The organism is Leadbetterella sp. DM7 (assembly GCF_040829825.2).
Taxonomy (GTDB): domain Bacteria; phylum Bacteroidota; class Bacteroidia; order Cytophagales; family Spirosomataceae; genus Leadbetterella.
Genome location: NZ_JBFOLH020000001.1, coordinates 1 through 19,677, shown reverse-complemented (window position 1 = coordinate 19,677; position 19,677 = coordinate 1). Strand labels below are relative to the sequence as shown.

The following is a 19,677-nucleotide window of genomic DNA, read 5'->3' as shown; positions in this document are numbered from 1 at the left end:
CACCCCGAACTCAAAACTTCTTCAAAGATGAAAAGATATAATTTGCTTCTTTTAGCCCTTTGTATGTGGCTTTTCCATTCCTGTCAGGTAGCGGAAGAGCCCTCCCGGCCACCGGAGCTGGACGGGGTGGCCGTTTCTGACATTACCCTTTCATCGGCCGTGCTTAGCTCGGCCGTCAGCAAGGCGGGAAACCAGGATATCCGGGAGCACGGCTTTGTGTATTCGGAGCAGGAAGAAGCTACAGACGGGGTGAAAACCACGGCAGGGGCACTGGATCCTACCCAGCCTACGCCGATCGGGTTCAGGGAAACCATCAGCAGCCTGAAATTGAACACAACGTACTATGTGCGTTCTTATGCCATAACGGCTGCCGGAACCTTTTACGGGGAGAAGAGCTCTTTCAAAACCCTGAACATTATACAGCCGGGTATCCGGACCGATGGCGCTGAAGCGGTGGCCTATAATTCTGCCCGTTTGAAAGGAACCGTCACCAGCAAAGGAACCTACCCGATCACCCAGTACGGCATGGTCTGGGGTAAAGAGACCAACCCTACGGTGGCTTTGACGACAAAAACAACCATTAATGGCAACGTTTCTACATTCCCTGCCTCGTTTACGGTCAATGCGGAAAGTCTTTCTCCCGCTACTACATACCATTTCAGAGCTTACGTGATAGCGAATAACGTGGTTTCTTACGGAGCCGACCTGACCTTTAAGACAGAAGACCTGCGCCAGCCCGGGATACGCACCGACGGTTCGGCAGATATCACGGCAAATACTGCCCGCTTAAGCGGTACGGTGCTGAGCAAAGGTACCTTCCCGGTCACTGAATACGGGATCTGCTGGGGTACGGCGGCGGCTCCTACCACGGCAGGCAGCAAGTCTGCGCAGAAAGGAGATGTGGCTACCGTACCGGCCTCGTTCTCGGCTACAGCCACCGGCCTGAACGCCAATACGCTTTATTACTACCGGGCGTATGTCATTTCGAATAATGTGACCACGTATGGTGCTGACCAGAGCTTCCGGACCACCGCAGTGGTACAGCCCCAGGTAACTACTGGCGGAGCACACGATATAACCGTTAACTCTGCCCGGCTGGACGGCACCCTGACTTCCGGCGGAACCTACCCCATTACCGAGTATGGCGTTTGCTGGGGCACATCGTCGGGCCCTACCACAGCGGGATCCAAGGCGTCGGAGTATGGAAATGTAACGTCTTTCCCCCGGAACTTTACGGTAACGGCCGGCGGGCTGAACATGTCTTCTACCTACTATTACCGGGCTTTTGTGGTAGCTAACGGGGTAACTATCTACGGGTCGGAACAAAGCTTCAGAACATCGGCGGTGTCATGGCCGGGAGTAAGCACCGGCGGTGCGGGCGGCATAAGCATCAATTCAGCACGGCTCGACGGCTCGCTGACTTCCGGAGGCTCGTACCCGATAGGAGAGTATGGTATTTGCTGGAGCACTTCTGCGAATCCTACCACCGGTAATGCACGTGCTGCAGAATACGGTAACGTTACGTCGTTCCCGAAAGGGTTTACCATGCTGGCAAACGGATTAAACGCTTCTACCACGTACCATTACCGGGCTTATGTGGTTTCGAACGGCCAGACCCTCTACGGTGCCGACCAGACGTTCCGTACGGCTGACCCCTCACCGCCCAGTGTGACTACTGTGGGGGCTGCCATTGTGAGCATAGGCTTTCGCTTTGACGGAAGGGTTAATTCAGGGGGCAGTTATGGTATATCGGAATACGGGATATGCTATGCTGAAACCACTAATACTCCTACCATAGCCAATTCCAGGTTAAGCAATGCAGGTAACCCGGGGTCATTCCCTTATAATTATTCATTTACCCTGAATCTTGAGGGAAATAGAAAGTATTATTACTTCAGAGCTTACGTGATTTCTAACGGAGTAGTATACTACGGGAATGTGTCAGAAATATATAACACAAAAGATTAATGACTTAAAAATAAAAGAAAGATGAAAACAGTAAAATGGATTTTAATGGTGAGTACAGTAGTTGTTTCACTCAGCTTTTGTACAAAGAAAGGGGAGCCCGGCATTCCGGACGAGACGGCAGAAGGCAAAGCCGACATTACGCTTACAGCCGGTGGAGAGCAGTACAAAATTCAGGGCCCCTGCGGCTGGGCCTCGGCCGGAGGTAACCGGTATATCGGAGCCAATGACGGCTCTAACAGCCTGAAAACGTTTTCCGTTTTCTTTAACCTGGATACGCCACCGGCAAAAACAACCACCTATACGCTGGTAAGCGATTTATTTGACGAAGACCCCGGTCATATTACCATGAACATCACCGAAATCAAGAGCGGAGGCATGCTGGAATATACTTCTACCGATGCGTCGGGAAAGCTGACCGTAGAGGTGAGCGGGAAGAAGATGAAGGTAAAATTAGACGGTATCACCCTGAAGCCTACCACGCAGAACAGCATTTATAAATCGCTCAATACGGGGGCATTCAGCCAGACGGGTACGCTTTCGGGTACATTGGAATTTTATGTAGAATGATGGGCATTAACAGGTAAGGGTGTTATAGCCACCCCGGGCGCAGACGGGAGGTATCTGGTTCTCGTCTGCGCCCGGGGTGATAGTTGTAACGTTTACCGTTGCCACTCTGAGCCTGCACGGCCCGGCCTGCAGGAGAGCATAAAGATTTTCATTACTTCACACGGCTATATACGTTCCAGCCGTGGCTTTCGGTATTGCCGGCATCCGGTTCCGGGAAAGCCAGGGCTTCTTCTAAAGTGGGCAATTCCTTTTTATACATCGTGATGGTATCCGGCGAGATATCTTTCAGGTAAATAACAAAATAACGCCCGCTTTTCGGACCGCCTTCGGCGCCTTTCAGCACATAACGGTTTTTCTCATGCTTTACGATGTCCATACGGTATTCTGCCGTGTAGGCGGCTCCTTTCATGGTATACAGGATATAGCCATCGGCAAATTCATGTACAGAGCTCTGTGTTCCCGATCCGGGGATCTCGAAATCCCAGCGGTATTTTCCCTTTACAGGCGTGTCATCGGTTGTAAAGGCCAGCAAAGTGCCGGTCAACAGGAGGGTAGGGAGTATTTTGAAGATAATTTCCATAAGTTTGAAAGTTAATTTGAAAATATAAGACCGGAATCTATGTTAAGACTGATAAAAAAGGTTCTGCCCGGCGATGAGGAAGAGTAAAAACTGTTGACATCGGGGGTGTAATTGAAAATATTGCTGATGCCTGCACTCAAAGCCAGGTGCTCTTTGTAATGCCGTGTGGCCTGGATGCGCCAGATGCTGTAGCCGGGGTAGTGTATTTTGTAGTAAAGATCATCGTTATCTTCCGAGTACACGTCTGTGCTGCTCAGGTATTTGCCGTTAAGGCTGAGCACGGTACGGTGGCTCGCTTTTCCAAAGGTATAATCTGTTTTGAAAACTGCGGTATGAGGCCGGGTGTAGGAGAGATTCTTTCCGCCCTGTATCCGTCCGTCATGGGTGTAGGTATAGCCCAGCTGAACTTTCCATTTTTGCAAAGGAGAGAAAACCGTATTGAGCTCTGCCCCCTTCAGCAGCTGGCGCCCCGAGTTGTGGTAATACACGGTGTCGTTGGCGGCATTCCACCGCAGGTCAAGCTTGTCGTGAATGAGGTTCCTGAAGAGGTTGACCGATGCATACATCTTCCCGTGTGCATAATCGGTGGTAACAGACCAGGTGCGGCTTTTTTCCGGCTTCAGCTCGGGGTTACCGATGATCTGGAACATGCCGAGGTGATCCCAGTTGGTATGCAGCTCCTTGAGGCTGGGCGAGCGAAAACCGCCCGCATATGTGCTGCGCAGGCTTACGGTTTTGGAAAGGGTATATTTCAGGGAAACCGACGGACTGAGATTGCCCCCGTAGTTGGAGTGCTTGTCCCAGCGAAAGCCCGTCAGCAGGTTAAAGCGTTCTGCCGGGGTAAAATCATGCTGGGTGTACAGGGTGTAGCTGCCGGAGGTGAATTTCTCCCCGCTTTGAAACATGTAGGTGGAAAGGCCTTCGGTCAGGAATTCAGCTCCGCTGGTAAGCATTTGCCGGCTGCTCAGGCGGTTGTTGGAGATCAGTCGCAGGTTATGCAGCCGGTGAGTATAGTCTTTCTCTTTAAGGTCTATCCGGTGGTAAAAATTAACCTTATCGTAAGTGCTGAAGTTGTAGGTGAGGTCCAGCTGGTTTCCCGGGTTAAACCGGAAGGTATTCCTGAGCAGTGTATTGTAGCTATAGTACAGGTTATGCATCACGGTACCTTCCGCACCGGCATTGAACCGCTCTCTTTGCAGGTAAGTGGCTTTCAGCTCCGATACCAGCCGGTCTGAGAAACGGTAGGCCAGCTTTTGCTCCAGGTTCAGGGTTTTCCCGCCTTCCACTTCCTTTTTTCGCAGAACAGGGTCGGTAACCACTTTATCGGTATAGATCCGTTCCAGGTAATCGCGGTCTTCCAGGGTGTAGTTATGAATGGTTTTCCAGAGGGCGGAAGTATAGCTGTTCAGCTTTTTGTGGCTTATGCCGGCGTTCACGGCGTATTGTTGCTCAGAAAAACTACCCGTACGGGCGTTCAGCTGAAGATGAAGGGGTTTTGTATTCTTTTTGGTAATGATATTGATTACCCCGCCCATGGCGTTGGAACCGTAGAGGGTGGAGAGTGAGCCTTTCACAATCTCCACCCGTTCTATGTTGTTGGGGTTAAGCAGGTCATAATCAATATTGTTCCGGGTTTCACCGGCTATCCGCTCCCCGTCAAGCAGGAAAAGCACATAGTTGCCGTCCAGGCCCTGTAAGTTGATGTTGGGCACATTGGCATTGCTGGTAAATTCTATACCGGGCAGCTCCATCTCCAGCAGGGACTGGAAATTACCGGGATTCAGCTTCCGGATGTCCCTGGCCGTAATCACCCGGGTCAGCACAGGGCTGTCTTTCACCAGCTTGGGGGTGCGCGTACCGGTGATCACCACCTCATGCAGATGGGTGATGTCTTCTACCGGGGCCACCTGCAGGGTATCGGTCTGCGCCAGGGCTGACCAGGAGATGAAAACGAAGAGAAAAGCCTTTTTCACAGCGTCCGGCAAGGATAAATACACGATCAGAGCGATGTTGAGCCATCCGCCTGGTAGGCATATTCCAGGGTGATGATCATGGTCTCGTTTTTATCACTCAGGTAATTCTTAAATTTGATCTTGGCGTATTTTCCCTGTGCGGTTTTAATGACATACACGTCGTCAAAAAGGGTATACACCGGCGGTGGATTGCTGGTGTCCACGTTCAGCCAGTTGATCTCAGTATTGGCGGGCTGATCTTCAAAAACGGGTACGGGGAGGGTGAATTTGGTCATGATCGACTTCTTTGCATCTACTACATAACCGCTGGTAGGGGCCGTTGAAATGTCGGCAAGTGTTTTTACCGTGGTTTTCAGCGCTCCTCCGGCGCCTTTGCCAGACAGCCCGCAGTTGAGGCGTACGTCGTTCCGGTGAAAAGCTATATCCCAGTTCAGGTCAGATGAAAATCCCGCAGGATCTACCGAAACCACTTCTCCCTTCTCGAACGAAAAATACACCCAGTCGGCGTAGCTTCTTGCATCAATTTGTACGGTCTTTACCTCGAGTGCCGGCTTGGGTTCTTCCTCGCTGTCTTTACAGGCGGACATGAACAGTACAAGCGACAATAACAGAAATCTGAACTTCATTGTATTATTAATTAGACTAAATATAAATAACTGAAATGCAAATTTCCCCTCGCTCCGGGTACTTTTTTATGATTAAGATCAGGTTATTATATGATGCATTGCATTTTTTATATGGGGAAAAAGTGTATAGAAGTAAGTAAAAACCGGGGAAGCAGATTAAGGGAAACCGGTTATATAAAACGCGCTTCCCCGGTTTTTAATTCAATTACCCCATTTTTTCCACACTCCTGTAAATGAACTGGGTAAGGTCTTTCCCGGTGAGCATGCCCTGCGAGAGCAGTGCCAGGTCAACCAGCTGCCGGGCCAGGCCGTTTTCGTTGCCTTCCTGTGCAATTTTCTGAATGAGCGGATGGTTACCGTTCACCACGAGGTTGTACATGAGCGGCATAGCCCCCAGCATACCGGCCTGGCCGTTGATTTTTGACATGTCGGTATACCGCCGCATAAACTCGGTCTGAACAATAGATACCGGGAGGTCATCGGTTGGCAGAGCCTCCACCTGGACAATATTGTTGCCGATAAACGGCTTGAATGCTTCTTCTACCTTTTTCTTTTCGTCTTCCGATAAAACCACTTCGGTTTTGAGTCCTTTATCGATCAGCTTGTCGGCCGCTTCCGAGTCCACCCGTTTAAATTTCAGTTTTTCCACTTTCATTTCCAGGGCGTTAATGAAGTGGGCATCCAGCACATCGTCAAACACCAGCACGTCGTACGCCCGTTTGGCAGCGCCGGCGATGTAGGCGTCTTCTTTCTGGATATCATTGGTATAGAGGGCAATGGCGTTGCCGTCTTTGTCGGTCTGGTTGGCCTCCAGCTTTGTTTTGTATTCGTCAATGGTGAAGTGCTCACCGGCTGTATTTTTGAACAGGATGAATTCTTTGGCCCGTTCAAAGAACTTGTCGTCGGCTATCACACCGTATTTGACAAACAGCCCGATGCTTTCCCATTTTTCCTCGAAAGCCTTGCGGTCTTCGCGGAAAAGATCTGCCAGCTTTTCACCCACTTTTTTGGTGATGTAGGTGTTGATGCGCTTCACGTTACCGTCGGCCTGAAGGTAGCTTCTCGATACGTTCAGCGGGATATCCGGCGAGTCGATGACCCCGTGCAGCAATTGCAGGAATTCGGGTACGATATCTTTCACATCGTCTGTAATGAACACCTGCTTGCTGTAAAGCTGGATTTTCTCCCGGTTCAGCTGGAAGTCCTGCCGGATCTTCGGAAAATAAAGCACCCCGGTCAGGTTGAACGGGTAGTCTACGTTCAGATGGATCCAGAACAGGGGATCTTCGGCGTAAGGATACAGCTCTTTATAGAAGGCCAGGTAATCTTCGTCTTTCAGCTCGGACGGGGCTTTCACCCACACCGGGTTGGGATTATTGATCACCTTATCTTTGAATTCAATGGTGGTAGGCAGGAATTTGCCGTATTTGGTAAGGATCTGCTCCAGCTTGTATTCGTCGAGGAACTCTTCGGAGTCTTCTGCGATATGCAGGATCACATCGGTACCCCTTTCCGCTCTTTCGGCCGCTGAGATCTCAAATTCCGTGCTGCCGTCGCTGAACCATCTTACCGCAGGGGCGTCAGGCTGGAACGAGCGGGTAATGATCTCTACCTCGCGGGCCACCATAAAGGCCGAATAAAAGCCCAGGCCGAACTGCCCGATGATATTGCCTTTGTCGGACTCCTGCTGGTATTTCTCCACAAACTCCTTTGCTCCTGAAAACGCGATCTGGTTGATGTATTTTTTTACCTCATCGGCGGTCATACCGATACCGTTATCCGAAATGGTAATGGTTTTGGCATCTTTGTCAAATGACACTTTGACTTTCAGCTCCCCCAGCTCTCCGTCAAACTGGCCAATGGAAGAAAGCTTCTGAAGTTTCTGGGTGGCATCTACCGCATTCGAAACCAGCTCTCTCAGGAAGATCTCATGGTCAGAATACAGGAATTTCTTGATAATCGGGAAAATGTTCTCGGTATTGATTGAAATCGTACCTTTTTCAGTTGTCATATTATGGTTATCGTCTTGATTTAACATGAATATCTACCTGGGATATTCAAAGGTTATTCCAAGAGGTACAAATATGACAATTTGGCAGTAGAAGTGTATGGTTTGTGCCTTAACAGGTTCAGATCGTGACCGGTCAGGCCCTGTGAAATGACCAGACCACGAAGGGGCTATAGCCGTTCTTCTTATTTGCCCGCCAGCCGGTCTTTGGTATATTCAATTTTTGTTTTCCCGTGCGGTGCAGGGTTTCCTTCCTCGTCGAGGGCCACCATCACGATCTTATCGATGCGGATGATGGTCTGGTGGGTCATCTTGTTCCGCACCTCGCAGGCCAGGGTCAGCGAGGTAGTGCCGAAATGAGTGGCCAGGATGCCGATCTCGATGATATCGCCCTGCCGGGCAGAGCTGACAAAGTTGATCTCCGACATGTACTTGGTTACACAACGCGGGTTTTCAAGCTGGATGATGGAATAGAGGGCCGCTTCCTCGTCAATCCACTCGAGAAGACGGCCGCCGAACAGCGACTGGTTGGGGTTCAGGTCTTCCGGCTTGATCCATTTGCGGGTATGAAAGTTCATAGCAATGAGGGGTTATCCGTAAATTTCTTTTTTACTGGCCAGCAGGGTATTGTGCATCAGGGCTGCCACGGTCATCAGGCCTACGCCGCCCGGCACCGGGGTAATGTACGATGCCTTCGGGGCCACTTCATCAAAGGCCACATCTCCTTTCAGGGCAAAGCCCGACTTTTTGGAGGGATCCTCCACCCGGGTAAGGCCCACGTCAATCACCACGGCGCCTTCTTTCACCATATCAGCGGTAATGAAGCCGGGTTTGCCCAGAGCGGCAATCAGTATATCGGCCTGCAGGCAGATCTCTTTGATATTCCGGGTTTTGCTGTGGGCAAGCGTAACGGTGCAGTTGCCGGGGTAATCGTTCCGCTCCATCAGCAGGCTCATGGGCAGGCCCACGATCTGGCTTCTTCCTACCACCACGCAATGCTTGCCCGAGGTCTCAATCTGATAGCGTTTGATCAGCTCCAGCACACCGAAAGGAGTAGCCGAAATATAGGCCGGCAGGCCTTTGGCCATACGGCCCACATTGATGGGGTGGAAGCCGTCTACGTCTTTCCTGGGGTCGATGGCTTCAATCACCTTGTCTACATTGATATGCCCGGGAAGCGGAAGCTGCACAATAAAGCCGTCGATATCCGCATCGCGGTTAAGGGTGTCAATGATGGCCAGCACCTCTTCTTCCGTGGCCGAAGAGTCTCTTCTGACCAGGCTGGATGTAAAGCCTATTTCCTCGCATGAGCGGATCTTGCTTGCCACGTAAGTCTCCGAAGCACCGTTGTCGCCAATGAGAATGGCTGCCAGGTGCGGAATTTTTCCGCCCGCTGCCCGGATGGCCTCTACTTCCTGCTTTAATTCGGCCTTCACCTGGCCTGAAATCAATTTTCCGTCTATGATTGTCATTCTTATGTAATGGAAACCGAATGTTTCCGGTTATATATCAACAAATAAATAAGGGCCACACTGACCACTGCCGTTGTAAAAATAAAAGATGCCGGCAGATTTTCCACCCTGTTCCGGTAGATAAAAGTGGGCAGGAGGGCACCCAGCCCTATACCGGCTTCCAGCGCAATGTACATGGTGGCCACGGCTTTCCCCCGGTTTTCCTCTGCGCAGAGGTCGATGGTCCAGGCCTGGGTGATGGGCGAAACGATACCGTTGCCTATTCCGAACAGCACGGCGGAGACCGACAGCAGCCAGAGGTCACGGGTAAATATAAGGCAGACCAGCGACATCATCATGAACAGGCTGCCGATGATCAGCACGTTAGACCGGCCTTTCCTGTCTGACCACCGGCCGGCAATGATCCGGATACCGATGGAGGCCAGGGTATAGACCAGGAAGTAAAATCCTTTGTTCTTCAGTCCTATGCTTTTGCTAAGGTCGGGAATGAGCGTGATGACCGTTCCGTACGAGAAAAGGCAGAAGAAAACCACGATCACTACGGGCATGACACTCCCGTCAAAGACCTCGCTACGGCTGATCTTCAGCAATGACCACCGGAAGGTCTCCCTGCGCCCGGAAGGCAGCGTTTCTTTCATATTCACCAGGATGGCAATGGAAAGGAAAGACAGTACCGATGAGGTGTAAAACAGGATATTAAAGTCAAAATGCTGTACGATCCATCCGCCCAGGAAAGGGCCGAAAGCCATACCCAGGCTGCCGATCAGCCCGTGAATGCCCATAGATTCACCCCGGCGGTTAAAGGGCACGATGTCGGCAATATACGCCGCTGTTCCGGTAGGCTTGAAGCCGGTTGAAAAGCCGTGCACCAGCCTGAGCAGCAGAAAGGGGATGACCGTGGTGGTCACCGGGTAGAGAAACCCGCATACAAAGCAGACCAGCGAGCCGAAGGCCATGACCGGTACCCGGCCTACCGTATCGGAGAGCTTGCCGCTGAAAGGGCGTGAAACCCCTGCTGTAAGTGTAAACAGGGCAATGATCAGTCCTTTAAACTCACCGCCGCCCATTTTCGACAGGTAATCGGGCAGCTCGGGGATGAGCATATTAAAACTTGAAAAGAACAAGAATGAGCTGGTACAGAGCAGCCAGAACTGGAGGGTATATACGCGGTTCAATGAATAAAGCTTTCTTCTAAAGTAACTTTTGACCGGTGCACTACTCCTCCCACCGGCGGGTTGTATTTGGAAACATGCAGGGTAACTTTTAACATACCGGTAAATTCTTCTTTCAGGCGAAGGATGATGCGGTAGGCCAGGTGCTCGAGCAGCCGGCTACGGGTTTGCATTTCTTCTGCTATGATGGCGTAGATCCTGCCGTAGTTCAGGGTATCTGCGAGGTCATCTGAAAGGCAGGGAGCCTGCAGGTCAGCGTCAATACAGATATCTACGCTGTAACGGTTACCTGTTTTCTGCTCTTCATCTGAAACCCCGTGATGAGCAAAGAACTCCATGCCTTCAAGCGTTATTTGTCCCATCAGATGCTGTCGAAGAAGGAGCCGCTTTTAGGTGTTTCATCATCAGGCTGGGCTGATTTTTCTACCATAGCCTTGCGGATGGCCGCCTTTACCTTGTTGACCTTGTCAAGCATTTCTTCGGTGTTGGAACCGTCGGTAGTGGCGGCCGGGGCTGCCTGGGGGCGTCCGGCCACCAGGCGGGCCTTCAGCTCTTCCAGCTTGTCCCATTGTCCGTTCTCCGCCAGCAGCGCCTGCTCGTTCCAGGTGCCCGGATCGTGCGTGGCGAAATGAGGGCCAGCAGCCGCCAGGATATCTCTCAGCCGGTATTCGGGAGTGGTGGCCAGTGTCCGGAAATCCATGATCCCGGCATTGTTCAGCACTTCTTTGATCTTGGGGCCAATCCCTTCAATTACCTCCAGGTTGGTCTTGCCGTCATCTTCCCGGCTGGTTTCCAGGCTGATGGCATTTACGGCTGAGGGAATGCTCACGCCGTTCGAGTAATCGTCTTCTATCTTTTCACTGGTTTCCCGGAAGAAGTCTACCGGTTCTTCTTTCAGAGCCGCCGGTACGGCCGGCTTTTCTTCTGCCGGTGCGGGTATATCTGCCGGGTCTGTATCGTTTAACAGGGCTGTAAGCTCGTGATGGTATTGCCTGAGCCGGTACAGCAGGTCGTTTTTCTTCTTTTCCAGGGCGTTGTAGCGAGTGTCCAGCTCCGCAATTTCCATTTCTGAAGTTTTCTGTATGTCACGCGCCTTGCTTTCTGCCTCGGTAACCAGCTGGCGGCCGGTATTTTCTGCTTCACGAATGATCTGATCGGCTTTCCGGGTGGCTTCTTCAACTTTTCTTGCCGCTTCCTGGTCGGCTTTCTGGAGGGTCTGGGAAGCTTCGAGGCGGGCGCTCTCTACTTTTTTGGTCGCTTCGGCATTGGCCGTTTCGGCGATGCGTGAGCTGGTGTCTTCTGCCGTTCTCAGCGTTTTAATCAGCGTCATTTCCACATCCCTGAGCTTGGATGCCTCTTTTTCCGCGATATCCAGCTGCATTTTTAACATCTTTATCTCATTAAACATTCTGTCCCACTCCTGGGCAATATCCGACAGGAAACCCTGGACTTCGTCCACGTTATATCCCCTGAAAGATTTTTCAAATTCCTGCTGCTTAATTTCCAAAGAAGTGATTCTCATTTCTACTAATTTTAAAAGAACGGTTATGTATAAGACGGAAAATTAATTATAAAGTGACATACGCTATACACTTAATAACGAGACAAGTCTTGTTCTAAGCACAAAATAACAAAAAAAAGATAGTAAAGTAAAAGTTAAAAGTGAAAAACTAAAAACGGTTCACTGCTGCGGTGAAGAGTTTCAGGATGTTCCTTAACGTTTAGTTTTTAGTTTTTCATTTAAAACAGTTTCCATTCCGAAACCGTCCGGTCGTCGCTCCCCGAAAACAGGTTTTGGGTCCGGCTGTTCCACCAGAGGCGGTTGACCGAAGTACCGTGCGAGGCGAACTTCCCCTTGTCAATCACCTTCAGGAGGTTCATTGTATCGATATCCCATATTTTGATCGACTTGTCCATGCTGCACGAGGCCAGGAGCGAAGTGCCCGCTAAAGGCAGGATGTGATTCACGGCATAATTGTGCGCCGGAACGGAAATGGCGGACTGATAATCAAGGGAGCTGTCCCAGAGGGTGATATGGGCATCCCTGCCGCTGGAAATCAGGAACTGATCCCGGTAGGCGAGCGTAAATACCGAATTGGAATGCGCCTGTATGGTTTTTTTCAGCTGCAGGGTATCCAGGTCATAAACCCGGATGCAATGGTCAGATGAACCGGCGGCAAACTCGCCGGTCACCCCGTTTACCGCAATGGCCCGGATGCTTTTATCCGTTACTTTCAGGTGACGGATGAACGTGTTCTGCCGGTTGTCAATCACGTGGATATACCCCAGGCTGTTCCCGGCCAGTGTTTTGCTCCCGGCTGAAACAATGGCAAAGACAGATACTTTGCCCAGCTTCAGGAAAGTCTCGGCTTTTTTTCTTTCGGTATCGATCAGGTGGATGCCTTCAGAGTTTTCACCCAGCCAGATCAGGTGCTGCTCTTTCCGGTGCTCAAAGGCATATACCGGGTGGTTTACCCGGGCTACCGGCACGCCCTCTGCCGGCGAGACCCATTCTACCAGGTAGCCGTCGCCGGCGGCAGAGAGAAACCTGCCTTCCGTAATTCCGTCGGCCAGGTCGTAAACACTGTCTTTATGGCCTTTGTAGGTGGCCACTTTGCTGATTTCAAATTTCATCTGTTTCCAATTGACGGGCAGATACGCAGAATTTTACGTATATGCCGGCTTTTATTCCCGGTTGGTGCGTGTATCTTTTGAATTTATGCCTTTTCATTTGTACACTTCGCGATCTGTGGTTTAATTGCCGGTATTTCGAACAAAAATAACTTGAATGTCTCTCTTTAGCAACATAACATTGGAGAATGGGTTACAGATTGTGGTATGGAATCTCAGCGAAACCCTGGAAGAGCTGCAGGAGCTGACACCGCTGACCCCGGAAGAGAAGGAGGCCTGGGACGCCATTTCTGTGCCGGCGAAGAAGCGGGAGTTCCTGGCCGGGAAGTATGTGCTGGAGAAAGCCTGCCGGCTGCTGAACATTGCTTACGGGGGAATGGAGAAAGATGAGCACGGGAAACCCCACCTGGCCGGCCGGAAATACGAGATTTCACTGACCCACACCGAAGATTTTATTGCGGTGGTGTTTTCGGGGCATTGTCCTGTAGGCATCGACCTGGAAAAACCCCGGGAGCAGATATTCCGTATCCTGCCCCGGCTTTACTCCCCGGAAGAAGTGGCTGCTGTAAACGGCAACCTGGATACGGCCACCATATACTGGTCAGCCAAGGAAGCCCTGTACAAGCTGTACGGCAAGAGGTCGGTAGATTTTAAAAAGCACCTCCGGCTTTCCGGGAGCGGCGGGCAGCTAAGAGGATTGATCGACATCAACGGCACCCGCCTGGATTGCCGGTTTTACATTACCCGTATCGGGGAGTATTATCTTGTGGTAGCGTATTAAGCGCCTTATCACAGGTTAGTTTCTGGCCTGCTCCAGGATCTCCCCCAGGTCAATACCGTAGTGAGACTCATGGTAGACGGCTTCCCCGTTTTTCAGTAAAATAAACTGCGGCGACTCGTGCGGAATCCCGTATTTTTCGGCAATGGCATTGGAAATGTCGCGGTGGGCCAGCAGATCAAGGTAATACATGCTTACGGCTTCCGTATCCTGTGCTTTAGACCAGTTGCGTTCGAGGCGGTCAAGGGCCGTGGCACTGATAGAACAGCGTGTGCTGTGCTTGAATATGCCTACGGGGGTTTGACCCGATTCTTCGTTCAGTTGCGCCAGTTGGCTTATATCGGTAAGTTTCTGCCAGTTCATTACTAGAAATTCGCTTATACTTCTATAACAGGATATACGGCTGAAATGTTTCAGAAAATAATATTGTCGATCAGTCGCACGCCGTCAAGATGGGCGGCTGTAACGACAGCCGTTTTCACGGAGGGGTCGTAGTGCTGAATGCGTTCAAGGTTTTCAAAAGCCACTACCTCGTAGTATTCCAGGGTAAAGTCGGGGTGCCCGTTGTAGGCGGCGGCTACCTGTCGTTCTGTTTCTGCCGGTGAGACTCCGTTCAGCAGCAGCTCTTTTCCCTGCAGCAGTGACTGGTAAATAAAGGGGGCGGCCTGCCGCTTTTCCGGGCTGAGGCGTACATTCCGTGACGACATGGCCAGGCCGTCAGGTTCCCTCACCGTTTCGCAGAAAACCAGCTCAATGCCAAAGCTTAGATCGTTTACCAGGCGGTTGATGATGGCGCATTGCTGGATATCTTTCTGCCCGAAATAGGCCCGGTGCGGCCGTACAATATGGAACAGCTTGCTGACCACCAGCCCCACGCCGTTGAAATGGCCGGGGCGGAAGGCGCCTTCGAGAATCTGCTCAAGCCTCCCGAAATCGATTTTCAGGACGGCGGGCCCGGGGTACATTTCCCGGACAGAAGGTACAAAAACCACGTCACAGCCGGCCTTTTCCAGGCGGTCGAGATCGGTTTCCAGTGTACGCGGGTATTTGGCCAGGTCATCGGGGTTATTAAATTGGGTGGGGTTGACAAAAATACTGGCCACACTTAATTCGTTTTCTTTTACGGCCCGGCTGATCAGGGAAATATGCCCTTCGTGCAGGGCGCCCATGGTGGGAACAAAACCTACGGAATGACTTTTTATGTAATTTTGCGTCTCAATAATGCTTTCAAATACTTTCATACCCATGTTTTTGAGAATTTTGACGGTTTTGGTGTGCAGTGTCCATATTTTGAGCGCCCAATATAGTTATAAAACGCCTGTAGACGATTACTGGGAAAAAGAACTTTCTCCGATGACCGACCTCGGAGAGCTGGTGAGCTTTATTCATAACGACCCGTTCAGAGACCTGTTCATCTGCTATATTCCTGCCGGCAACCCGTTGGAGAGGCCTGTTGAAGTGAACTCGTTCTACGGAGCCCGTAAGCATCCTATTCACAAAGTGCTCAAATTTCACCGGGGTATTGACCTGGAAGGGAAGACGGGCGAATACGTGGTTTCGAGCGGAGACGGCACGGTATCGGAAACGGGCTTCCAGGAAGACCTGGGCTACTTTGTGAAGATCCGGCATAAATACGGCTTTGAATCTGTTTACGGCCATTTAAGCAAAATCAGTGTAAAAAAAGGCCAGGATGTTCAAAGAAACACCCGGATCGGCAGGGTAGGCGCCACCGGGAAAGTCACGGGCCCGCACCTGCATTATACCCTCAAAAAGAACGGCGAATACCTTGATCCGTTCGATTTCCTGTTTATGAAATTCGAAGCGGAGTAATTTTCCGGGAAGAAATGCCGGGGGCTTTATTATGGCAAAGGTTTTTATTTTAGGGCTTCCGGGTAAAGAAGAATGCACTTCTTTGTTTGTCATCAAATACGGTTTTCAGACGAAAGGGTTTACCCATTTTCTGTTTTCTGCAATTGTGTATAAATGCTCAAATGTTAAATCCTGTTTTCGCTTAATAATATTCAGTAGAAAACCGACCTCTCTGAATGTATTAATTATAAAGAAGTTATCATCGTAAAAATAGTCAGAATAATCATAGGCCTGCATATCTATTACGTATTTACTGGCATATTTCTCCATGAAAATTTCGATATCATCAGAAGCAACCCGCATTTGCCGAATAGTATCATTTAATGATTTTGGTTCTGCTCCCCAAACCTGGTTTGAAATCGTCTTTATCTCTTTCAGAAAAATAGTTTTGTCCATACGAATTCTCAATGGTTTAATTATTCCACCTATTGGTCCTTTTGAGGCTTAAACCATTTGCCTTTCTCTATCACAGCTAATAAATGAGCCATCGTTATCATTATCTTTTTGTTTTTTGAAGGATAAAAAATGCGGTAGAATAAGTCACAAAGCATATGTAAAGGATGAACCATTTCAAAAAAATAGTCGTAATAATTGTATTCCTGGCCATCAATATAGAAAGTTTTAACAAAGTCCCCGAAAAATTCATCTATTTCTTCTGGACCCAGGCCCAATGATTGAATAGTTGTATTTAGATTAATTTTGTCTTTTTCTACGCCTTGTTTCATCAATAAAGATTTTATCTCCTCTAAATTCTCCATATTAATTTGTTTCTTTGGATACATTGCATCTGGCACTATAACTTGAAAGGATTACGAAGTTTCTACTGGTAATAATTTTTAATAAATTTCTCTACAGGTCACTGATGTGAATCTAGTAGAGAGCTTATTTGTCAGGAGGAACAAATTGAACAAGACCATAATCATTTAACTCCAGAACCTCTACGGTGGGAGTAATTTCCTGAATACTATTGTCATTTAAAATTTCAAAAACAGCTTGTTTACCATCATATATATCCGTCATGTTATTGGCGGAATTGAAAGTTTTTTCCGGTTTGGAAGATTTTAATTTGGCAAATTTGTTTTCTATATTTTCACTTTTATAACCAATTATTATTAACTTCTTACCTGCTTCAAAATAATATTTACTTCTAATGTTCTCAATAGATACATGAGGAGTTATAAAAATGTACCCTTTTCCTCCAGATTCTGTAAAGTAAACAGTGACATAATCAGGGTAAGGCGTGTTGGTGAGAGCAGAAGCAATGGCTTTGTCCAGCTTATTCTGAATAGCTTTATTTTTAAGATAATCATTTTCTTTCTTATCGGAGCACCCGTATAAAAACAAAAAGGAAGATAACAGGCCGGTTTTTAAGATTCTTGCTATGGAGATCATTTTTTAATTTAATGTTTAGGTTATACATTCAAATTTGACACAGGTGCATCACTGGCGAATAATTATGAACCCTTCTTGAGTTAAATTAGTTGCTTCTGTTACCGGAACGTAACTTAGAAGTGATAGTGTCTTCGTGTTATTGTGTTCTCTTTAGAACAACATTATTGAGTTCTAATTTATTCGTGGTTTTTTATTATAACCTCATATTCCCGTTGATTTATATAACTAACTAAAAATTTCATTACATCCTAAAATCTAAGATGACCTGAATTGTTATATATGAAGCGAATAATGAGCCAATTTCAATTTATGATTTTTGTGATTAATTAGTTATTGAATGAATAAGTTTCTGACAGATGTACGGGATTACATTTATATATTGGCCTTTTACAACCGTAATTTACCATATTGGATTTACTGTATCGGGATAGTGTTCTTTTACTATTTGGGATTCTTTTTGTTATTAGGAATATTTATTCCGGATTGGCTTTTCCTGTATATTGCAAAAACCGGGCAATATCCTGCTATAGTTCAAATAGTCAGTTATATTATGTATATGGCTCCTGCATTATTATTGGCAAAAGGATTTGATTATTTATTGATCAGGAATCCTCTGCCGTTGAAGGACGAGATTACCCCTAAAGTGTTCAGAAGGAAACTTCTGAGCACTTATCTGTTCCTTTTTATGAGTTTGGTGTTTATTTTTGGGTGTGTTTTTATTTTCGGGTACTTCAAATTTCAGCGATAACTTGTAAACAACCCGGTGAAAAAGACTGCGGTGGTTGTGCTTGTTTTGTTTTTATGATAAAGAACTGGCTTTTAGATATCCGGGACCGGGAGATCAGATGAACCAAACGGCAAACGTCAATGGGAACGGGTATGTCGGGATGGACGTTAATAATTATACAATATGAAAGAAATTCTGGTGAATATACGGGACTTTTCCTATTTATGGACAAAGAGGCAAATGGGGAATTTATCCGGAAATGAAAAAGTAAGATATAAAACAAAATTTTACTATGTTGTCGGAATCTACTATTTTACCTTCCTGGGCCTGGCGCTTTATTTTTACAGGAAGTTTTTCAAACCCGATATGAATGTACTTTTGGGGGCGAACGCCGGGTTAAAAATAGTTCTTGCCGCAGCAGTGATTTATCTGCCGGTAATTGTAATAGGAAATGCTCTTCTCCGAAGTATATCTGCAATTCCTGTCACGGATACCGGTGAAGATTTCGCCGGGAAAAGGAGAACCTATGTCCTGGCCGTTTTGACCGGTTTTGCATTGCTTGTGCTTTCTGTTTATATGACTACTCTCCTGGGAAAGGTATAATTGTACATTTGGCCCCCCCCCTTATTTTAAATACACAGATAACCGGATAAGGATGAACGGTTTACGCTTTCTGTGCTGCAGGTATTCTTTTTAGGAGGGAAATGAGAGGATCATTCAATGTATATTGATAGACTGAATACGCATAGTACTACCCCGCCATCGGATCCACCTTATCCCACATGCCAATCGCCGGGTTATACATCCTCGCTCCAAAGTTAATCCTGTTGAGGTTAAAGGTAGATTCTTTTTCCTTCGCTTGCAACTCCCAGCGGTTCTGCACGGAATTTACTACTCCCGTACCATTTAAACGTACTCCCCACGGATCAAAGTTACTTTCTCCAACGTTTAAACCAGACCGATTCTTCTTTTAAACCATATGGTATCTTCTTCCAGCCTTTTGGAGGTATGTATTTTAAAGTATCCGGTACAGGGATTTTCCATAAAATCCGATCAGTCTTAAAATCATTACAATATACTTGTATCCAATATCGCTCCCTCATCACGCTTTCTTTAGTATGCCCGATACCCACATCTTCGGAACCTAAAGTTGTACTTGAAGAGTATCTTTTATGGTCATAGTAGAAATCGTAGTATAAATAATCACTTGAATGCATAATTCGGGGTTCCATAATTGTATAAAAACTGCATTCCTCTAATTTAGCTGTAATATCATCTTCTTGTCTGACGTAAAAAATATGAAAGATAGCTAATAATACAAGAAGAATTATGATCTTAACTTGTGATTCCTTACTGTCCAATTTCAAGAATTCTAATATGCCATTAATTGCCCTTTTTATCATTTTGCTGCCCTGAAGGGAATTTATCAATCATTGAATTAAAAGCTTCATTATACACCTTTAAAATACCTTCAGCCATATTTGACATAGTTGTAGAGAATCCATTGGCCCCCATCACACTTTGTAAGCCGCCACCCACTCTCCCAAAACCCAGTCCTAAACCGGTTTTTATAGCTCCTTTAGTATCAAGTTTAACATCTTCATAGAATCTCATTGATTTAAAATCAAACCCTGCTCCTCCAAAGCCGGTTAAAGCTGAAATATAAGTTGGTGCGAATATATCAAAGCCCAATCCTATCAAATCTAATCTCATTTTATTGTCTAAAGCATTACTTACCGTTTGTCCTCCCAGATTAAACGCGCCTTTGGCAAGTGCGGCTCTTAAGACAGCTCGGCCTATGGAAAGCGTACGGATAGCTCCCAAGCGAGAAACCCCGGCGGCCATTGCTCCGCCTACTCCAAACTCAGCAGCTCCGATTGCCGCTATGGGTGCAGCAATCATCCCTGCTGCCAT

General features: G+C 47.9%; 22 protein-coding genes. 5 read left to right on the top strand and 17 right to left on the bottom strand.

Annotation, left to right across the window (positions count from 1 at the left end; all coding sequences use genetic code 11):
* The first annotated feature begins 27 nt into the window (after window positions 1–27).
* Window positions 28–1,968, top strand: a complete 1,941-nt coding sequence (locus AB2U10_RS00110; protein ID WP_367916539.1) for a hypothetical protein — start codon at window positions 28–30, stop codon at window positions 1,966–1,968.
* Window positions 1,969–1,989: 21 nt separating this feature from the next.
* The gene (locus AB2U10_RS00105) at window positions 1,990–2,535 is read left to right on the top strand and encodes a hypothetical protein (RefSeq protein ID WP_367916538.1); all 546 of its coding nucleotides are present in this window, start codon (window positions 1,990–1,992) and stop codon (window positions 2,533–2,535) included.
* A 151-nt stretch (window positions 2,536–2,686) separates the two neighbouring features.
* Here AB2U10_RS00105 and AB2U10_RS00100 read toward each other — a convergent pair whose 3' ends face one another.
* The 10 genes from AB2U10_RS00100 to AB2U10_RS00055 all read right to left on the bottom strand — a co-directional run bounded on the left by AB2U10_RS00100 (window position 2,687) and on the right by AB2U10_RS00055 (window position 13,000).
* Window positions 2,687–3,115, bottom strand: a complete 429-nt coding sequence (locus AB2U10_RS00100; RefSeq protein ID WP_367916537.1) for a hypothetical protein — start codon at window positions 3,113–3,115, stop codon at window positions 2,687–2,689.
* An 11-nt stretch (window positions 3,116–3,126) separates the two neighbouring features.
* Window positions 3,127–5,088, bottom strand: a complete 1,962-nt coding sequence (locus tag AB2U10_RS00095; protein ID WP_367916536.1) for a TonB-dependent receptor plug domain-containing protein — start codon at window positions 5,086–5,088, stop codon at window positions 3,127–3,129.
* A gap of 26 nt (window positions 5,089–5,114) precedes the next feature.
* Entirely contained in the window at window positions 5,115–5,714 is a 600-nt protein-coding gene (locus AB2U10_RS00090; RefSeq protein ID WP_367916535.1) for an HmuY family protein, read from the bottom strand.
* Window positions 5,715–5,919: 205 nt separating this feature from the next.
* Window positions 5,920–7,725: a molecular chaperone HtpG gene (gene htpG / locus AB2U10_RS00085; protein WP_367916534.1), complete on the bottom strand. Its 1,806-nt coding sequence runs from the start codon at window positions 7,723–7,725 to the stop codon at window positions 5,920–5,922.
* Window positions 7,726–7,907: 182 nt separating this feature from the next.
* Window positions 7,908–8,300 (bottom strand): acyl-CoA thioesterase, encoded by a 393-nt coding sequence (locus tag AB2U10_RS00080; protein WP_367916533.1) that lies wholly within the window; start codon window positions 8,298–8,300, stop codon window positions 7,908–7,910.
* Between the two features lie 12 nt (window positions 8,301–8,312).
* Entirely contained in the window at window positions 8,313–9,194 is an 882-nt protein-coding gene (locus tag AB2U10_RS00075) for a bifunctional 5,10-methylenetetrahydrofolate dehydrogenase/5,10-methenyltetrahydrofolate cyclohydrolase (protein ID WP_367916532.1), read from the bottom strand.
* A gap of 2 nt (window positions 9,195–9,196) precedes the next feature.
* Window positions 9,197–10,369, bottom strand: a complete 1,173-nt coding sequence (locus AB2U10_RS00070) for an MFS transporter (protein WP_367916531.1) — start codon at window positions 10,367–10,369, stop codon at window positions 9,197–9,199.
* Window positions 10,366–10,728, bottom strand: a complete 363-nt coding sequence (gene folB / locus AB2U10_RS00065; protein ID WP_367916530.1) for a dihydroneopterin aldolase — start codon at window positions 10,726–10,728, stop codon at window positions 10,366–10,368. Before folB ends, AB2U10_RS00070 begins: the two co-directional genes overlap by 4 nt.
* The gene (locus AB2U10_RS00060; protein WP_367916529.1) at window positions 10,728–11,888 is read right to left on the bottom strand and encodes a DivIVA domain-containing protein; all 1,161 of its coding nucleotides are present in this window, start codon (window positions 11,886–11,888) and stop codon (window positions 10,728–10,730) included. Before AB2U10_RS00060 ends, folB begins: the two co-directional genes overlap by 1 nt.
* A 218-nt stretch (window positions 11,889–12,106) precedes the next feature.
* Complete coding sequence (locus AB2U10_RS00055; protein WP_367916528.1) at window positions 12,107–13,000, bottom strand: WD40 repeat domain-containing protein; 894 nt, start codon at window positions 12,998–13,000, stop codon at window positions 12,107–12,109.
* A gap of 154 nt (window positions 13,001–13,154) precedes the next feature.
* Between AB2U10_RS00055 and AB2U10_RS00050 the strand changes: the two genes are divergently transcribed.
* A complete protein-coding gene (locus tag AB2U10_RS00050) occupies window positions 13,155–13,778 on the top strand; it encodes a 4'-phosphopantetheinyl transferase family protein (protein WP_367916527.1) in 624 nt (207 codons plus the stop codon).
* 15 nt (window positions 13,779–13,793) lie between these two features.
* Here AB2U10_RS00050 and ytxJ read toward each other — a convergent pair whose 3' ends face one another.
* A complete protein-coding gene (gene ytxJ / locus AB2U10_RS00045) occupies window positions 13,794–14,138 on the bottom strand; it encodes a bacillithiol system redox-active protein YtxJ (protein ID WP_367916526.1) in 345 nt (114 codons plus the stop codon).
* A 50-nt stretch (window positions 14,139–14,188) separates the two neighbouring features.
* Window positions 14,189–15,016 carry a pantoate--beta-alanine ligase gene (gene panC / locus AB2U10_RS00040; RefSeq protein ID WP_367916525.1) on the bottom strand — a complete coding sequence of 276 codons (828 nt, stop codon included), beginning with the start codon at window positions 15,014–15,016 and terminating at the stop codon, window positions 14,189–14,191.
* 4 nt (window positions 15,017–15,020) lie between these two features.
* Here panC and AB2U10_RS00035 point away from each other — a divergent pair, with 4 nt between their 5' ends.
* Window positions 15,021–15,605, top strand: coding sequence for a M23 family metallopeptidase (locus AB2U10_RS00035; protein WP_367916524.1), 585 nt, complete (start codon window positions 15,021–15,023; stop codon window positions 15,603–15,605).
* Between the two features lie 105 nt (window positions 15,606–15,710).
* Here AB2U10_RS00035 and AB2U10_RS00030 read toward each other — a convergent pair whose 3' ends face one another.
* The 3 genes from AB2U10_RS00030 to AB2U10_RS00020 form a co-directional block, all read right to left on the bottom strand.
* The gene (locus AB2U10_RS00030; protein WP_367916523.1) at window positions 15,711–16,040 is read right to left on the bottom strand and encodes a DUF1493 family protein; all 330 of its coding nucleotides are present in this window, start codon (window positions 16,038–16,040) and stop codon (window positions 15,711–15,713) included.
* A gap of 29 nt (window positions 16,041–16,069) precedes the next feature.
* The gene (locus AB2U10_RS00025) at window positions 16,070–16,402 is read right to left on the bottom strand and encodes a DUF1493 family protein (RefSeq protein ID WP_367916522.1); all 333 of its coding nucleotides are present in this window, start codon (window positions 16,400–16,402) and stop codon (window positions 16,070–16,072) included.
* A 124-nt stretch (window positions 16,403–16,526) separates the two neighbouring features.
* Window positions 16,527–17,036: a hypothetical protein gene (locus AB2U10_RS00020; RefSeq protein WP_367916521.1), complete on the bottom strand. Its 510-nt coding sequence runs from the start codon at window positions 17,034–17,036 to the stop codon at window positions 16,527–16,529.
* Window positions 17,037–17,946: 910 nt separating this feature from the next.
* Between AB2U10_RS00020 and AB2U10_RS00015 the strand changes: the two genes are divergently transcribed.
* A complete protein-coding gene (locus AB2U10_RS00015; RefSeq protein WP_367916520.1) occupies window positions 17,947–18,366 on the top strand; it encodes a hypothetical protein in 420 nt (139 codons plus the stop codon).
* Between the two features lie 329 nt (window positions 18,367–18,695).
* On the opposite strand, the gene AB2U10_RS00010 is transcribed toward AB2U10_RS00015, so the two are convergent.
* Together AB2U10_RS00010 and AB2U10_RS00005 are read right to left on the bottom strand one after the other, a co-directional pair.
* On the bottom strand, window positions 18,696–19,124 hold the full coding sequence (locus AB2U10_RS00010; protein WP_367916519.1) for a hypothetical protein: 429 nt from the start codon (window positions 19,122–19,124) through the stop codon (window positions 18,696–18,698).
* A gap of 22 nt (window positions 19,125–19,146) precedes the next feature.
* Window positions 19,147–19,677, bottom strand: a 531-nt coding sequence (locus AB2U10_RS00005) for a hypothetical protein (protein WP_493820015.1), incomplete at its 5' end; no start/stop codon positions are given.

What these genes read in the sequence shown, in the direction of transcription:
- AB2U10_RS00110 (WP_367916539.1), top strand. Translation starts at nt 28, where the DNA reads ATGAAAAGATATAATTTGCTTCTTTTAGCCCTTTGTATGTGGCTTTTC.
- AB2U10_RS00105 (WP_367916538.1), top strand. Translation starts at nt 1,990, where the DNA reads ATGAAAACAGTAAAATGGATTTTAATGGTGAGTACAGTAGTTGTTTCA.
- AB2U10_RS00100 (WP_367916537.1), bottom strand. Translation starts at nt 3,115, where the DNA reads ATGGAAATTATCTTCAAAATACTCCCTACCCTCCTGTTGACCGGCACT.
- AB2U10_RS00090 (WP_367916535.1), bottom strand. Translation starts at nt 5,714, where the DNA reads ATGAAGTTCAGATTTCTGTTATTGTCGCTTGTACTGTTCATGTCCGCC.
- htpG (WP_367916534.1), bottom strand. Translation starts at nt 7,725, where the DNA reads ATGACAACTGAAAAAGGTACGATTTCAATCAATACCGAGAACATTTTC.
- AB2U10_RS00080 (WP_367916533.1), bottom strand. Translation starts at nt 8,300, where the DNA reads ATGAACTTTCATACCCGCAAATGGATCAAGCCGGAAGACCTGAACCCC.
- AB2U10_RS00075 (WP_367916532.1), bottom strand. Translation starts at nt 9,194, where the DNA reads ATGACAATCATAGACGGAAAATTGATTTCAGGCCAGGTGAAGGCCGAA.
- folB (WP_367916530.1), bottom strand. Translation starts at nt 10,728, where the DNA reads ATGGGACAAATAACGCTTGAAGGCATGGAGTTCTTTGCTCATCACGGG.
- AB2U10_RS00060 (WP_367916529.1), bottom strand. Translation starts at nt 11,888, where the DNA reads ATGAGAATCACTTCTTTGGAAATTAAGCAGCAGGAATTTGAAAAATCT.
- AB2U10_RS00055 (WP_367916528.1), bottom strand. Translation starts at nt 13,000, where the DNA reads ATGAAATTTGAAATCAGCAAAGTGGCCACCTACAAAGGCCATAAAGAC.
- AB2U10_RS00050 (WP_367916527.1), top strand. Translation starts at nt 13,155, where the DNA reads ATGTCTCTCTTTAGCAACATAACATTGGAGAATGGGTTACAGATTGTG.
- ytxJ (WP_367916526.1), bottom strand. Translation starts at nt 14,138, where the DNA reads ATGAACTGGCAGAAACTTACCGATATAAGCCAACTGGCGCAACTGAAC.
- panC (WP_367916525.1), bottom strand. Translation starts at nt 15,016, where the DNA reads ATGAAAGTATTTGAAAGCATTATTGAGACGCAAAATTACATAAAAAGT.
- AB2U10_RS00035 (WP_367916524.1), top strand. Translation starts at nt 15,021, where the DNA reads ATGTTTTTGAGAATTTTGACGGTTTTGGTGTGCAGTGTCCATATTTTG.
- AB2U10_RS00030 (WP_367916523.1), bottom strand. Translation starts at nt 16,040, where the DNA reads ATGGACAAAACTATTTTTCTGAAAGAGATAAAGACGATTTCAAACCAG.
- AB2U10_RS00025 (WP_367916522.1), bottom strand. Translation starts at nt 16,402, where the DNA reads ATGGAGAATTTAGAGGAGATAAAATCTTTATTGATGAAACAAGGCGTA.
- AB2U10_RS00020 (WP_367916521.1), bottom strand. Translation starts at nt 17,036, where the DNA reads ATGATCTCCATAGCAAGAATCTTAAAAACCGGCCTGTTATCTTCCTTT.
- AB2U10_RS00015 (WP_367916520.1), top strand. Translation starts at nt 17,947, where the DNA reads ATGAAAGAAATTCTGGTGAATATACGGGACTTTTCCTATTTATGGACA.